The sequence below is a fragment of the Pseudactinotalea suaedae genome (genome assembly GCF_009733815.1).
GTDB classification, from domain to species: Bacteria; Actinomycetota; Actinomycetes; order Actinomycetales; family Beutenbergiaceae; genus Pseudactinotalea; species Pseudactinotalea suaedae.
Genome location: NZ_WNXY01000006.1, coordinates 89,118 through 104,259 on the forward strand (window position 1 = coordinate 89,118; position 15,142 = coordinate 104,259).

General features: G+C 72.6%; 11 protein-coding genes. 5 read left to right on the forward strand and 6 right to left on the reverse strand.

What is annotated here, in order from left to right; translation table 11 throughout:
• Positions 1–5: 5 nt before the first annotated feature.
• Positions 6–1,571, forward strand: a complete 1,566-nt coding sequence (purH, locus tag GPA04_RS11270; RefSeq protein WP_156224200.1) for a bifunctional phosphoribosylaminoimidazolecarboxamide formyltransferase/IMP cyclohydrolase — start codon at positions 6–8, stop codon at positions 1,569–1,571.
• 110 nt (positions 1,572–1,681) lie between these two features.
• Here the strand turns inward: purH and GPA04_RS11275 are convergent, their stop codons facing one another.
• Positions 1,682–2,911 (reverse strand): NAD(P)/FAD-dependent oxidoreductase, encoded by a 1,230-nt coding sequence (locus tag GPA04_RS11275; protein WP_241680743.1) that lies wholly within the window; start codon positions 2,909–2,911, stop codon positions 1,682–1,684.
• Between the two features lie 35 nt (positions 2,912–2,946).
• Between GPA04_RS11275 and GPA04_RS11280 the strand changes: the two genes are divergently transcribed.
• Complete coding sequence (locus tag GPA04_RS11280; protein WP_156224201.1) at positions 2,947–3,252, forward strand: DUF3017 domain-containing protein; 306 nt, start codon at positions 2,947–2,949, stop codon at positions 3,250–3,252.
• Here the strand turns inward: GPA04_RS11280 and GPA04_RS11285 are convergent.
• The 3 genes from GPA04_RS11285 to GPA04_RS11295 all read right to left on the reverse strand — a co-directional run bounded on the left by GPA04_RS11285 (position 3,218) and on the right by GPA04_RS11295 (position 9,297).
• The gene (locus GPA04_RS11285) at positions 3,218–5,800 is read right to left on the reverse strand and encodes a glycosyl hydrolase (protein WP_156224202.1); all 2,583 of its coding nucleotides are present in this window, start codon (positions 5,798–5,800) and stop codon (positions 3,218–3,220) included. The genes GPA04_RS11280 and GPA04_RS11285 overlap by 35 nt on opposite strands.
• Before the next feature lie 80 nt (positions 5,801–5,880).
• The gene (locus GPA04_RS11290; protein ID WP_162458591.1) at positions 5,881–6,921 is read right to left on the reverse strand and encodes an MIP/aquaporin family protein; all 1,041 of its coding nucleotides are present in this window, start codon (positions 6,919–6,921) and stop codon (positions 5,881–5,883) included.
• Positions 6,922–7,077: 156 nt separating this feature from the next.
• Positions 7,078–9,297 carry an NADP-dependent isocitrate dehydrogenase gene (locus GPA04_RS11295; RefSeq protein ID WP_156224204.1) on the reverse strand — a complete coding sequence of 740 codons (2,220 nt, stop codon included), beginning with the start codon at positions 9,295–9,297 and terminating at the stop codon, positions 7,078–7,080.
• Between the two features lie 541 nt (positions 9,298–9,838).
• Between GPA04_RS11295 and GPA04_RS11300 the strand changes: the two genes are divergently transcribed.
• The gene (locus GPA04_RS11300; protein WP_156224205.1) at positions 9,839–10,690 is read left to right on the forward strand and encodes a hypothetical protein; all 852 of its coding nucleotides are present in this window, start codon (positions 9,839–9,841) and stop codon (positions 10,688–10,690) included.
• Between the two features lie 289 nt (positions 10,691–10,979).
• The gene (locus tag GPA04_RS11305) at positions 10,980–11,969 is read left to right on the forward strand and encodes a malate dehydrogenase (protein ID WP_156224206.1); all 990 of its coding nucleotides are present in this window, start codon (positions 10,980–10,982) and stop codon (positions 11,967–11,969) included.
• A gap of 13 nt (positions 11,970–11,982) precedes the next feature.
• Here the strand turns inward: GPA04_RS11305 and GPA04_RS11310 are convergent, their stop codons facing one another.
• Complete coding sequence (locus GPA04_RS11310) at positions 11,983–12,900, reverse strand: LysR family transcriptional regulator (RefSeq protein ID WP_156224207.1); 918 nt, start codon at positions 12,898–12,900, stop codon at positions 11,983–11,985.
• A 71-nt stretch (positions 12,901–12,971) separates the two neighbouring features.
• Between GPA04_RS11310 and GPA04_RS11315 the strand changes: the two genes are divergently transcribed.
• Positions 12,972–13,922, forward strand: coding sequence for an EamA family transporter (locus GPA04_RS11315; protein ID WP_156224208.1), 951 nt, complete (start codon positions 12,972–12,974; stop codon positions 13,920–13,922).
• Here the strand turns inward: GPA04_RS11315 and thrS are convergent.
• Positions 13,836–15,080, reverse strand: coding sequence for a threonine--tRNA ligase (thrS, locus tag GPA04_RS11320; protein WP_156224209.1), 1,245 nt, complete (start codon positions 15,078–15,080; stop codon positions 13,836–13,838). The genes GPA04_RS11315 and thrS overlap by 87 nt on opposite strands.
• Between the last annotated feature and the right edge of the window lie 62 nt (positions 15,081–15,142).

A 15,142-nucleotide genomic window follows, 5' to 3' on the forward strand; every position in this document is an offset into this window, starting at 1 on the left:
CCTCCATGACCGACGTCGTCCCGATCCGCCGCGCCCTCGTCTCCGTCTACGACAAGACCGGCCTCGAGGATCTCGCCCGTGCGCTGCACGCGGCGGGTGTGTCCATCGTCTCGACCGGGTCGACGGCGTCCCGCATCTCGGGCGCCGGCGTCCCGGTCACCCCGGTCGAGGAGCTCACCGGCTTCCCCGAGTGCCTCGACGGCCGCGTCAAGACGCTGCACCCGCGCGTGCACGCGGGGATCCTCGCCGACCGCCGCCTCCCCGACCACGTGCAGCAGCTCGCCGACCTTGAGGTCGAGCCGTTCGACCTCGTGATCGTCAACCTGTACCCGTTCACGCAGACCGTCGCCTCGGGAGCGTCGCAGGACGAGTGCGTCGAGCAGATCGACATCGGCGGCCCGTCGATGGTCCGCGCCGCGGCGAAGAACCACCCGAGCGTGGCCGTCGTCGTCGACCCGGCCCGGTACGGGGACGTCGTCGACGCGGTGCGGCGCGGCGGTTTCAGCCTCGCCGAGAGGACCGCGCTCGCCGCCGAGGCGTTCCGCCACACGGCGAGCTACGACGTCGCGGTGGCGAGCTGGCTGGGTGGCGTCGTCGAGCCCGACGAGGCGCTGCCCACCTGGACGGGATCCACGGGGGTGCGCTCCGCCGTCCTGCGCTACGGGGAGAACCCGCACCAGCAGGCGGCCCTGTACAGGTACGACTCAGCCGGGACGGGCCTTGCTTCTGGACGTCAGCTCCACGGCAAGGAGATGAGCTACAACAACTACGTCGACGCCGATGCCGCGTGGCGGGCCGCGCACGACCACGGCGACACCCCGACGGTCGCGATCATCAAGCACGCGAACCCGTGCGGGATCGCCGTCGGGGAGAGCATCGCGCAGGCGCACGCCCGCGCCCACGCGTGCGACCCGGTGTCCGCGTTCGGTGGCGTGATCGCCACCAACGGGACCGTCGACGAGGCCACCGCGAACCAGATCAAGGACGTCTTCACCGAGGTCGTCGTCGCGCCCGGCTTCACGCCCGAGGCGGTCGAGATCCTCACCCAGAAGAAGAACATCCGGCTGCTCGAGGTGACCGCGCCGCCGAGCAACCCGCTCGAGCAGCGGCAGATCTCCGGCGGGCTGCTGGTGCAGCAGGTCGACCGCGTCGACGCTCCCGGTGACGACCCGGGCACCTGGACCCTCGCGGCCGGGGAGGCCGCCGACGAGGCCACGCTCGCCGATCTCGCCTTCGCGTGGCGCTCGGTGCGCGCCGTGAAGTCGAACGCGATCCTGCTCGCCCGGGACGGCGCCTCGGTCGGCATCGGCATGGGGCAGGTCAACCGGGTCGACTCGTGCGGTCTCGCGGTCGAGCGCGCCAACGGGCACGGCGAGGAGCGGGCGCGCGGCGCGGTCGCCGCCTCGGACGCGTTCTTCCCGTTCGCCGACGGCCCGCAGATCCTCATCGACGCCGGTGTGCGCGCGATCGTGCAGCCCGGCGGCTCGGTCCGCGACGCCGAGGTGATCGAGGCTGCCACGGCGGCCGGGGTGACCCTCTACCTGACCGGGACGCGCCACTTCTTCCACTGACCCCGCAGGCCCGATCTCACCGCACGTTCGACACGGGCTCGATCTCACCGCACGTTCGACGCAGGTCGGAAGTGCGGTGACATCGCAGGTGTGTCGAAAGTGCGGTGAGATCAGGGGAGGGTGGCGGCGCGCAGCGCGACGGCGGGGTCGCCGGCGAGGGCGAGGTCCAGCCTCGGCAGCGCCTCGCCGCGCAGCAGCTTCCTGACGGCGGCCACCTCGCGCGGGGCGTCGACGACCACCGCGCCGACCAGCCGCTGATCGCTCACGTGGAGCTCGCTCCAGCCGCCGTCGAGCGTGCGGAGCACCCGTGCGGCTCCCGGCTCGCCGTCGCGGACCAGCCGACCGAACACCTCCAGGTGGTGCCCGAGCTGGTCGGAGAACACCTCGGGGGCCGCCTCGGCCGGCGGCAGCGGCAGGCCGAGGATGTCCGCGGCGACCAGCGCCGGGTCGCGCAGTGCCGCGAACCAGTGGCCGCCGGGTACCGCGCCGAAGTGCAGCGTCTCGCGCATCGCGATGTCGCCGACCGCCCAGACCCCGGGTGCGGCGGTCGCGCCGGCGCGGTCGGTCACCACGTGGCCGCTCGCCAGGGTGGGCACCACGCCGTCGAGCCATCCGGTCGCCGGCCGCACGCCGACCGCCGAGAGCACGATGTCCCCGGTGACCGTGCTGCCGTCGTCGAGCGTGACCGTGCCGCCGTCGACCTCGGTCACGATGACGTCGGTGCGCAGCTCCACGCCTGCGGTCGTGTACCACTCGCGCGTGCGCTCGCCGGCGACCTCGCCGAGCTGGCGCCACAGCGGTGCTGAACCGGCCTCCAGCACGGTGACGCGGATCCCCGCACCGGCGGCCACCCCGGCCACCTCGGCGCCGATCCACCCGGCGCCGATGATCACCACGTGTCGGCCCGGTCGCACCTGCTCGCGCAGATGCGTGGCGTCGGCGGCGCTGTGCAGCGCGACGGCATCGGGCCACGGCCGCACCGGTTCCGAGCCGGTGGCCGCGACGACCGCGTCCGCGGCCAGCTCACCGGCGTCGGTCGACACGATCAGCGCGCCGCCATCCCGGCGCAGCCCGGTGGCTGCCCTGCCGAGGTGCACGGCGTCGGCGAGCTCGGTGTGCTGGTGCCCGAGGTCCTCGGCGAGCCAGAGCGGCTCGGGCCGAGAGAGCAGCTCCTTCGACAGCGGCGGCCGGTCGTAGGCGGGTGTCGTCTCGGCGCCGACCCAGACCAGCTCGCCGTCGAAGCCGAGCCCGCGCAGCTCGGCGAGCGTGCGCAGCCCGGCGAGCCCGCCGCCGACGACGATCACCCGGTCCGGGACACCCTGCGGTGCGGCTGCTCTCACCTGGCCAACCTATCGCCGGCGATAGGGTCGTCCCCGTGCCGACCAAGGACCAGACGCCGGTGAAGCCCGTTCACCGGACCCGCCTCATGATGTGGTTGGCCCTCCTCGCGATCGTGGTCACCGTGGTGATCTCGATCGTGCTCGACGGCGGCGTCCGGCCGGCGATGCTGCTGCTGTCGGCCGTGCTGCTGGCGTTCGCGGTCGTCCGAGCGGTGAGCCCCGCGCCAGGTCCGTACGGGATCGCGATCCGCTCGCGTGCCTTCGACATCACCCTGTTCGTGGCGGGTGCGCTGGTGATCGCGGCTCTCACGCTCGCGATCCCGACGACCGCGCTGGGCTGAGCTCCAGCGACGGCACGTCGAGCAGCCCGGACGCCACCCCTTCGAGCGCGCGGTCGAGCTCCTGCATGACGAACCGGCGTCCGTAGCGTGCCTCGGTGCGCTCGACCAGCGCACCGATCTCCGGGTCGTGCGCGAGCGCGTTCGCGGCCGTGTTGTGGACCGTGATCTCGATCGTGTTCGGACCCGGCCGGACGGCATCGCTGACGTCCACGCGGTACGGCGGGCCGAACGCGACACCGCAGTCGCGGTCGTTCACCCGCACGACCGCGACCTCGCCGACCGGTCCACGCAGGGCCGCGTGGTAGGCCGGGCCGACCATGCCTCGTTGCGGGCTCCGCCCGTCGGCCAGCGACGTCGCGGCGCCGAGGTCGAGCACCGCACGACCGCCCTCGGCCTGGTCGGCCAGGTCGACCGTGACCGTGTAGGTCGCGCTCCCCGAGTAGCCGCCGCGGCCGGGCTGGTCCTCCCACCGGTGCGGCAGCGCCACCGGCTCCGCGGCCGCATCCGCGAACGCGCACTGCCAGCCCTCGGCCAGCCGGACCACCTCGGCGGTCTGCGGCTCGGCGACCGGCACCGCGTCGACGCCGGTGCCGCTGACGAGGATGGTCGCCTCGTACGGCGCGACCTCGACGGCGGCCGGTCCCGTACCGGAGCCGGTCACCTCGGCCGTGGCCGGGTCCCAGCGCTGCCAGGCGCCGTCGATGGCGACGGTCACCTGCGCGGGCGTGGAGGTGGTGTTCGCCAGCATCCGCACGTCCAGCCCGTCGACGCGGCGGTGCACGAGACCGATCTCGCTCTCGGTCTCGCCGTACGGTGCGGCGACGGCGACCCGCAACGCCGAGGCGAGCTCCGCCGTCGAGACGGCGCATGACCCGCTGGGCGAGACCGCCGAGTCGATCGTGAGCACGGTCGATCCCGCGCGGGCCGCGTCCTCGAGCCACGCACGGGTGGCGTCGGGCAGCATCCGGGTCTGCGGCACAAGGATCACCGCGGGCGGCTCGAGGTCGGTGTGCACCACGACGTCGTCGTCGAACAGGCGGTAGTCGAGCCCGGCGCGGCGGATCGGGCCGAGCACGTCGGCCGTCACGGTGCGGTTGGCCTCGCGCCAGGCGTCGACCGAGCCGCCGATGCCCGCGGCGGACCGGGCCAGCAGGTCCTGGGTCGGCACGTAGACCGCGACGTCGGCGACGCCGACACCCTGCCGCAGCAACCAGCTGAGCCGCGTCAGGTGTGCCGTGACGGCCGGCATCGCGGGCCACCACGGGTTGCGGTCGTCGAGGCAGCCGGCGGCGTAGAAGAACCACCCGAGCCCGGGAGCATCGCTGGGGGAGTAGGGCCAGCCGTGCCCGATCAGCAGCGTGACGCCGTTGAGGAGGTGCTCGTGGGCCTCGGCGACCAGGTCGAGCGGCGTGGCCCGGAACGAGGGCGAGTGCACCCACGTCCACGCCTCGGCCGAGACCACGTCGCGGCCGTAGTGGTGGGCGGCGGAGGAGGCCCAGCGGGTCGCCGTCAGCTCGGTCCACCCCCACCCCTCGCCCTCGAACAGGTCGGCGAACCGGTAGCTGCTCAGGGTCGCGGGCGGTGTCCCGTACCCCTGCAGCCGGAACGGGACGCCGCGCCCGCGCGCCCAGTCGCGCACGACCGAGACGAACCGCTCCTCGTACAGGTCCACGAGGGTGCGGTGGTAGTCGGCCCGCAGCCGGTGCGCGGCCTCCCCCTGCGCCTGCAGCAGCCGCGGCAGCGCGGGCAGCAGCGGGTAGCCGCGGCGCTGCTCGAACTGCTCCACCAGATCCGGGGTCCAGTCCGCGTGATAGACCTCGAGGCTGTCGCAGAACACCGAGCCGAGCAGCTCGGCGGGCACGGCGTCGAGCATCGGGTCGCCGACCGCGTGCAGGTGGGCCAGCGTGGCCCGTGCGCTGTAGTGGTCGAGCACGGGTCCCTCTGCCCCGGCTGCGGCGCGCTTGACCTGCTGTCCGGTCAGCCGCGACCAGGCGAGCAGCACGTGCCGGGTGCCGGAGCCCTCCGGGACCGTGACTTGCCACGACCCGCCGGCATCCTGGACGTCCACCTGCTGGGCGCCCGGGGACTGCTCCTGCACCGAGCCCGGCGCGAGGTAGGCCGCCACCAGCTCGTCACCGGGCCAGGCCGGGGCGACCTCGAGCGTGTGGGCGCCACCCGCGATCTCGTGCCGGTCCCAGCGCAGGCCGCGCGCCGCGAGCTCGGCGGTGATGTGCGGCCCGCCGTAGGACCAGCCGCTGCCCAGGGTCACGTCGAAGCGCAGCCCCAGCTCGTGCGCCCGCTCGGCGGCCCACCGCAGGTCGGCCAGCATCTCGGGGGAGCAGAACGTGGTGGTGGCGGCCTCGAGCGGGTAGACGAAGGAGACCTCCACGCCTCCGATGCCCGCCGCGGCCATGGCAGCGAGCTCGCGATCCAGCTCGGCGCGCTCGAGGGCAGGGCCGAACCACCACCACCGCATCATCGGTGCAGCGTCGGGATGGTCCTCGCGCAGCGCGGCGCGAAGCTGGTCGGCGGTGACGGTGTCGCTCACGCCGACCGATCCTTCCCGACGGCGGCGCCCCGGGGGAACCTCTTGTCGGAAGTTTCAGCCCGGCGTGCGGGCCGGCTCCGTCAGACCTGGCGGTCCCTGCCGGTGGGCTCGTCGTCGTCGGGCTCGGTCTCGTCGCCCAGGTCCTCGACGACGAACTCCTCCGACTCGGTCTCGTCGTCGCCACGCTCGGTCTCGGCGGGGAGCGCCGCGGCGACCGAGGGTGTGGCAGCGGGCGCGGGCTCGAGCTCGTCGTCGTCCTCGTCGTCCCAGTCGTCGTCCTCGTCGTCCCAGTCCTCGGCGGGAACGGCGCTGCGCTGGATCAGCAGCGCGATCAGACCGGCGATGACACCGCCGAGCAGCGGGGCGACCCAGAACAGCCACAGCTGCTGCACGGCCCACGGCTCGGAGAACAGGGCGGTCCCGGTGGCGCGCGCCGGGTTGATCGCCGCGTTGGTGAACTGCGCGGCGATCAGGATCGTGACCGTGAGGGTCGCACCGATCGCGATCGGGGCCGACGGGTTCGGTCGCCGGGTCACGGCGAGCACCACGCCCACGAGGATCGCGGTGGCGACAGCCTCGAGGACCAGCGCCTGCGCCGTCGAGAACGTGACCTGGCCGCCGGAGATCGTGGCGATGGGGGAGTGGTCGCCGAAGCCGTTGGCGGTCCCGCTGACGAAGCCTCGCGAGTCGGACATGCCCAGTGCGGCGGGCAGCGCTGCCGGCGTGAGCAGCATGAGCAGGCCACCCGCACCCACGGCGCCCAGGGTCTGCGCGACGATGTAGGGAACCAGGTCGCCCCAGCTCAACCGGCCCGCGACGGCGGCGCCGAGGCTGACCGCGGGGTTGAGGTGTGCGCCCGAGACCGACCCGAACGCCGCGACCATGGCGGTCAGCGCGAGGCCGCCTGCCAGAGCGATGTGCAGCGGCGTCGAGGCGGCAGCGATCGAGCCGAAGGCCGCGGTCACGATGATCGCCGTCACGAGCACGAAGGTGCCGAGCAGCTCGGCGGCCACGCGGGGGAGCAACGAGGGCTCCGGGGCCGGCTGGTCGAAGACGTCGGGGTCGAGCTCGGCCTGCTGAGGCTGCGCGGACAGCTCGGCCTGCTGGGGGTGCGCGGTCATGGGGATCCTCTGCTCGGGTGCGGGGCCGCGGAGCATCCTTGCATCCCCACCTGAGTGGGAGCCGAGGACGACCAGGTCCGCTCATGGCGAGGGCCGCCGTCGGACATGATTCCCGACGGCGGCCCTGGGGCCGGCGCGCGCGGCGCCGCCTCGTGCTCAGCCCAGGGTCGCGAGGATCCCGTTGAGCGTGGCGGACGGGCGCATCACGGCATCGACCTTGGCCGCGTCGGGGCGGTAGTAGCCACCGATGTCGGCGGGCGCGCCCTGCACCGCGAGAAGCTCCTCGACGATCGTCTGCTCGTTGCTCGCCAGCGACTCCGCGACCGAGGACATCAGGGCGGCGAGCTCCGGGTCCTCGGTCTGCGCGGCCAGCTCCTGCGCCCAGTACAGCGCGAGGTAGAAGTGGCTGCCGCGGTTGTCGATCTGGCCGACCTTGCGAGCGGGCGACTTGTTCTCGTCCAGCAGCGTGCCGGTGGCCCGGTCGAGCGTGTCGGCCAGCACCTGGGCGCGCGGGTTGCTCGTGGTCTGCGCCATGTGCTCGAGGCTCACCGCGAGCGCGAGGAACTCACCGAGGCTGTCCCAGCGCAGGTAGTTCTCCTTGACGAGCTGCTGCACGTGCTTGGGAGCGGAGCCGCCGGCGCCGGTCTCGAAGAGGCCACCACCGTTCATCAGCGGCACCACGGAGAGCATCTTGGCGCTGGTGCCCAGCTCGAGGATGGGGAACAGGTCGGTGAGGTAGTCGCGGAGCACGTTGCCGGTCACCGAGATCGTGTCCTCGCCGCGCCGGATCCGCTCGAGGGAGAACGCGATCGCCTCGACGGGCGGCATGATCTCGATCTGGAGCCCGGTCACGTCGTGGTCGGTCAGGTAGACCTCCACCTTGGCGATGAGGTTGGCGTCGTGCGCGCGGCTCTCGTCGAGCCAGAACACGGCGGGGGCGCCGGTAGCACGGGCCCGGGTCACCGCGAGCTTGACCCAGTCGCGGATCGGGGCGTCCTTGGTCTGGCAGGCGCGCCAGATGTCGCCGGCGCTGACGGCGTGCTCGATCAGCACGGCGCCCGAGGAGTCGAGCACCCGCACGACGCCGTCGGTGGCCATCTCGAACGTCTTGTCGTGGCTGCCGTACTCCTCGGCCTTCTGCGCCATCAGGCCCACGTTCGGGACCGAACCCATGGTGGTCGGGTCGAAGGCGCCGTTGGCGCGGCAGTCGTCGATGACGACCTGGTAGATCCCGGCGTAGGAGGAGTCCGGGAGCACCGCGAGGGTGTCGGCCTCCTCGCCGTCCGGGCCCCACATGTGGCCCGAGGTGCGGATCATGGCGGGCATCGAGGCGTCGACGATGACGTCCGAGGGGACGTGCAGGTTCGTGATGCCGCGGTCGGAGTCGACCATGGCGAGCGCGGGACCGTCGGCGATCCCCTGGGTGATCGCTGCCGTGATCTCCTGCTGCTGCGGGTGACCCTCGAGGCCGGCGAGGATCGCGCCCAGCCCGTCGTTGGGGGACAGGCCGGCCTCGGCCAGGGTGGCGCCGTAGGTCGCGAAGACCTCGGGCAGGAAGGCGCGGACCACGTGGCCGAAGATGATCGGGTCGCTGACCTTCATCATCGTGGCCTTGAGGTGGATCGAGAACAGCACGGCCTCGGACCTGGCGCGCTCGATCTGCTCGGTGAGGAAGCGCTGGAGCGCGGCGACCTCGAGCACGGAGGCGTCCACGACCTCGCCGGCGAGCACCGGGATCGCCTCCTTGAGCACGGTCACGGTGCCATCGGCGGCGGTGTGCTCCACGCGCAGGGTGTCCTCGGCGGGCATCACGATCGACTTCTCGTTGCTGGCGAAGTCATCGGCGCCCATCGTCGCCACGTTCGTCTTCGAGTCGGGTGTCCACGCACCCATCGAGTGCGGGTGCTTGCGCGCGTAGGCCTTCACGGAGGCGGGTGCACGACGGTCGCTGTTGCCCTCGCGCAGCACCGGGTTGACGGCGGAGCCCTTGACCTTGTCGTAGGCGGCGCGCACGGCCTTGTCCTGCTCCGTGACGACCTCGTCCGGGTAGCTCGGGAGCGCGTAGCCGAGCGCCTGCAGCTCCGCGATCGCGGCCTTCAGCTGCGGGATCGAGGCCGAGATGTTCGGCAGCTTGATGATGTTCGCCTCGGGGGTCTTCGCGAGGTCGCCCAGCTCGGCGAGCGCGTCGGGGATCTGCTGCTCCGCCGTCAGGGCCTCCGGGAAGGAGGCCAGGATGCGGCCGGCGAGCGAGATGTCGCGGGTCTCGATCTCGACACCCGCCTGGTGGGTGAAGGAGGTGACGATCGGCAGCAGCGACGCTGTCGCGAGCGCAGGCGCCTCGTCCGTGTAGGTGTAGATGATCGTCGATTCAGGCACCGGTGCTCCGTTTCCGAGATTCTCGCTGATGTCTTGATATCAAGATATCGGTGCGAGCTGACAGTCGCTCCCCATCCTGCCGTGTGACAGGTCACTGAGCCCCCGGTTCTACCCTGCCACCGGCCCCGCCTCCGCCCCCGACCCCGCCCCCCACCCGCCTCCGCTCGCGCCCACCCCCACCCCGTTCGAGGTAATCGGCAGCCTCCGCGAGGTCCCGGATTACCTCGACACGGCGGAGGGCCCCCCGACCCCGCCCCGGTCGAGGTAATCGGGGGCCTTCGCGTGGTCGGGGATTACCTCGACCGCCCGGGGGAAGGGGTGACGACGAGGGCGGCAGGGCTGCTGTCCACAGGTGCGGCCTGATGCATCTGGATCCACAGCACCCCCCGCTCGACCGGCGAGGTCCGATCGAGGCGGCGCATGCTGCGGATCCATGACAGCGACGACGGCGGAGCGACGGCGCTCGGCGCGGGCGGTGGCGCGCCGTTTCGGCGGTGCGTTGTCGAGGCGACGTCTCAGAGCGCTCGGCATCGACGATCGAATGGTTCGCCGCGAGGTCCGGGCGGAGCGCTGGCGGCTGTGGGGCCGCCAGACGGTGTCGCTGCATACCGGCGAGCTCGACACGCAGGCGTTGCGCTGGCGCGCGATCTGGGAGGTCGGCGAGCGGATTGCCCAGCTCGACGGCGTGTCGGCCCTGGAGGCCGACGGCATGACCGGTTTCAACGAGTCGGACGTGCACGTCTCGGTGCTGCACAGCCACGACGTCGAACCCGTCGAGGGTGTTCGCATCCACAAGATCATCCGGCGTGTGCCCCACGAGACCACGACGGCGGGGATCCCTCGAACCCGACCGGCGATCGCTGCCATCCGAGCTGCGCACTGGGCTGCCTCGGACCGACAGGCGGCGCTGGTCCTCTGCATGCCGGTGCAGCAACGACTGGTGAGCGGCCGGGACCTGGTCGAGGCGAATCGGGCGGCGCGGGGCAGGAATCGACGCGCCTTCATCAGCCTCGTCGCTGCCGATGTCGCTGACGGCGCCCAGTCCCTGGGTGAGCTCGACTTCGCCGGAGCCTGCCGGGCACGCGGGCTTCCCGAACCGGACCGTCAGGTGATCCGACACGGCCCGCGCGGCACCGTCTACCTCGATGTGCGCTGGCGCAACGGCCTGGTCGTGGAGATCGACGGCGCAGCCCACCGCTGGGGCCTCGCCGTCGCCGATGACAATCTTCGGGCCAACGCCGTCTCCCTGGCCGGTGACGTGGTGCTGCACATCGATCTGGTCGGCTGGCGTCTCGCGCCCGCTGCCTACATGGACCAGGTCTGCGCCGGCTACCGGCTCTGCGACCGCCGCTCCACCCCCGCGTCCGCCACCACCTCTGCCGGGTCGAGGTAATCGGGGGCCGCGGGACGGTGGGTTTACCTCGAACCGGGGAGGGGTGGATGCGGTGCCGCCGGGTCCCGCGACCCTCACCCCTATGCCGGTTCGAGGTAATTGGCCGCCTCCGGAGGGTCGGCGTTTACCTCGAACCGGGGAGGGGTGGGTGAGGTGAGGGGGAGGGGAGGTGGGCGCGAGCGGACATCGCGGCAAGTGGCAGGATGGGCCGCATCAAGAGCAGGCTGACCTCAACGGCTCGCGAACCGGCGCAGGACGCCCCACGAGCCGAGAACGGGATGACACACCCATGAGCACCGCCCCCGTCACCGTGACCGTCACCGGCGCCGCCGGTCAGATCGGCTACGCGCTGCTGTTCCGGATCGCCTCCGGTCAGCTGCTCGGTCCGGACACGCCCGTGAAGCTCCGCCTCCTGGAGATCCCGCAGGCGGTCAAGGCTGCCGAGGGCACCGCGATGGAGCTCGACGACTGCGCCTTCCCGCTGCTCGCCGGCATCGACATCGCGGACAACCCCGCCGCCGGCTTCGAGGGCACCAACATCGCTCTGCTCGTGGGCGCCCGCCCCCGCGGCCCGGGCATGGAGCGCGCCGACCTGCTCGAGGCCAACGGTGGCATCTTCAAGCCGCAGGGCGAGGCGATCAACGCCGGCGCCGCCGAGGACGTCCGCGTCCTGGTCGTCGGCAACCCGGCCAACACCAACGCGCTGATCGCCCAGCAGCACGCGCCGGACGTGCCGGCGGAGCGCTTCACCGCGATGACCCGTCTCGACCACAACCGGGCGCTCAGCCAGCTCGCGGCCAAGACCGGGACCACGGTCAACGACATCAAGCAGCTGACGATCTGGGGCAACCACTCCGCCAGCCAGTACCCGGACATCTTCCACGCCACGGTGGCGGGGAAGCCCGCCGCGGACGTCGTGAACGACCAGGACTGGCTCGAGAACACCTTCATCCCGACCGTCGCCAAGCGTGGCGCGGCCATCATCGAGGCGCGCGGGGCGTCGTCGGCGGCGTCGGCGGCCAACGCGGCGATCGACCACGTCCACGACTGGGTCAACGGCACCCCCGAGGGCGACTGGACCTCGGTCGCGCTGCCCTCCGACGGCTCCTACGGGGTGCCCGAGGGTCTGATCTCCTCGTTCCCGGCCCGCTCGGTCGGCGGCGCCTGGGAGATCGTCCAGGGTCTGGAGATCGACGAGTTCTCCCGCGGCCGCATCGACGCCTCGGTCGCCGAGCTCGGCGAGGAGCGCGACGCCGTCAAGGGTCTCGGCCTGATCTGAGACGGTGCCGCGCTCACCCGGCGGGCTCGGGTGAGCTGGCGCTGAGGTCGCCGCCGATGGCGGCGAGCTCCTCGACGACGTGCCGGACGGCGAGGCGGGCGAGCCGGTCGGGTCGCGCCACGGCGACGACGCTGCGCACGACCGGGACGCCGGTGAGCGGGCGGATCGCCATCCCTGGTCGCGGCCGGGTGGTGAACCGGGGCAGCAGTGCCAATCCTTGGCCGGCTGCCACCAACGACTCGACGAGCCGGTTGTCACGCAGCCGGATCGAGCGGGGGAGCACGCACCCGGTCACGGTCTCGACCGCCACGAGGATGCTGTCGAACGGGTACCCGACCGGCACCCCGATCCATGACGTGCCGATGAGGTCCGCCGGTGTCAGCACCGCGCGTGCCGCCAACGGGTGCTCGGCAGGCAGGGCGACGTCGATCGGCTCGCGTGCCAGCACGCGAGCGGTCAGCGCCTCGGCGCCGGCCGGGACGTCGCCGGTGAGACTGTGCGCGATCACCACGTCGGCGTCGAGCGTGCGATTGGCGTAGTCGGCCTCGGCGAGATCGAAGTCGTCGATGTCGAGCTCGATCTCGGTGTCGCGCAACCTCCTGACGAGCTCGGGCAGCAGTGCCTCGCCCGCGCTCGGGAGCGTCCCGATCGCGACCCGCCCTCGTGGCCGTCCGATCCCGGCGTCCAGGCGCGCCTGCAGCTCGGCGAGAGCGCGCAGGACGTCGTCGGCGCCGTCGGCGAGCAGCTGGCCGGGCGCCGTCAGCCGGATCCCGCGCGAGACCGGCTCGACGAGCGCGACCCCGAGCTCGCGTTCTGCGGTGCGCAGCTGTTGCGACACCGCGGAGGGCGTCCTGAATGTCGCGGCCGCGACGGCGGTGACCGAGCCGCGCACGGACAGCTCGCGGAGCAGCTCCAGATGCCGAACTTCCATGAAGGGAACCTACAGGGACGCTGCAGAATAAGTCGCTGGTCCTACACCGCCACGTCGACGAGGCTGAGCGCATGCCGGTCCGCCACGCACTGCTCGCCGTCGCCGTCGCGGTGATGTGGGGCGTCAACTTCCTCGCGATCCACCTCTCGCTCGAGCAGTTCCCACCGCTGTTCCTCGTCGCGCTCCGGTTCGCGGTGATCGCGATCCCGACCGTGCTGCTCGTGCCCCGGCCGCAGGTGCCGCTGCGGTGGCTGATCGGTTACGGCCTCGGTTTCGGGACGCTGCAGTTCGTCGGCCTGTACCTGGGCATGGCGGCGGGGTTCCCCACCGGTCTGGCCTCGCTGGTGCTGCAGTCGTCAGCACCGTTCACCGTCGTGCTGGGTGCGCTGCTGCTGAGGGAGCGGGTCGGTGCGCGCGCGGCTCTGGGCGTCGCGGTCGCCGCGGTGGGCCTCGGCCTCGTCGGGGTCTCGCGCGCCGGGATCTCGGCCTGGCTGCCGTTCTGGCTCGTGGTTCTCGGCGGTCTCGGCTGGGCGTTGGGCAACCTGGCCATGCGGAAGGCGGTCGCGCCCAGGCCGCTGCGCCTGACCCTGTGGATGTCGGTCGTGCCGCCGGTCCCGATGCTGGTGCTGTCGCTGCTGGTGGAAGGTCCCGACCGCATCACCGAGTCGCTGCGCACAGCGACCGAGGCCGCAGCCGTGCCGGCGTGGCTCGGCCTCGCCTACACGGTGCTCGTCGGGACCATCGTCGGGTCCGGTGTCTGGGTGTGGCTGATGGCACGGCACCCGGCGGGTGTGGTCGCGCCGTTCTCGATGCTCGTGCCGGTCGCAGGCATCACCACGGCGTGGCTGGTGCTCGGCGAGCGGCCGGCCGTGCCCGAGGTGCTCGGTGGCGTGCTCGTGATCGGTGGGGTGCTGTGGGGATCGCGCCGACGCCCATCAGCACAGCTCGACCCGCGGCCGACGGCCCTCGACGGCGGCGAGCAGCCGGTTCCGCAGCTCGTCGACGGCGATCGCGGCACGTGAGTCGGTCGCCGGGTCGTGCACGGCCAGGCTGTCACCCGCGGCCTCGGTCGACCCGAGGACGGCGAGCAGCGCGTCACGCCGTCGTCGTGAGGCGCGCAGCCGACGCCCCAGCGAGCCGCCGCTCTCGACCCGGACCCGGAGCCCGGCGGCGGCCAGCCGCGACGCGGCGCCGGCTGCCGCGGGCTCGTGGGCCTCGGAGACCGGCAGCACGCACACCTGGACGGGCGCCAACCAGATCGGGAGCCGGCCGTCGTGCACCTCGAGCAGCAGCGCGACCATCCGCTCCATCGACCCGATGAGCCCTCGATGGATCATCACCACCCGCTCGCGACCGCCGTCCGGACCGATGCAGGTGAGGTCGAACCGCTCCGGCTGACCGAAGTCGAGCTGCACGGTGGAGATGGTCTCCTCGCGGCCCGCTGCGTCGCGGACCTGGACGTCGAGCTTGGGCCCGTAGAACGCGGCCTCCCCGGCGACCTCCTGGAGGTCGATGCCACGCCCGGCCAGGTCGACGGCGGAGGTCGCCTCTCGTAGCTGGCTCTCGGCATCGGCCCAGCGCTCGGGCTCGCCGAGCCAGCGGTCGCCGTCGTCACGACGCGACAACCGGACGTGGGAGACCTCGACGCCGAGGGTGCCCAGCACGTCGAGGCCGGCGGCGAGCGCGAGCGCGACCTCGTCACCGATCTGCGCCGTGCGGGCGAAGACGTGGGTGTCGTCGAGGTTGATCTGGCGCACCCGGCTCAGCCCGGAGACCACACCGGATCGCTCCGCCCGGAACATGGGCGCCAGCTCGTGGTAGCGGATCGGCAGGTCGCGGTAGCTGTGCTGCTCGGCCGCGTAGAGCATGGCGTGGTGCGGGCAGTTGGCGGGGCGCAGCACGAGGTCCTCGGCGTCGGGTCCGCCCATGGCCATCGCGGGGAACATGTCGTCGGCGAACTTGTCCCAGTGCCCGGAGCGCTCGAAGAGCGCCCGCTTGCCGAGCACGGGCGAGTAGACGGGGCTGCAGCCGGTCGCGAGGGCCGTCTCACGGCCGAGGCCCTCGAGCTCGTGACGGATCACTGCGCCGGCGGGTAGCCAGAGCGGCAGGCCCGCGCCGACGAGCGGGTCGCCGGCGATCAGACCCATGTCGCGGGCGAGGTCGCGGTGGTCGTGGTGCATGGTGTCGTCTCCTGGTCTGGGGAGCCCAGGACACGAAAACGCCCCGGGCCGATGGCTCCGGG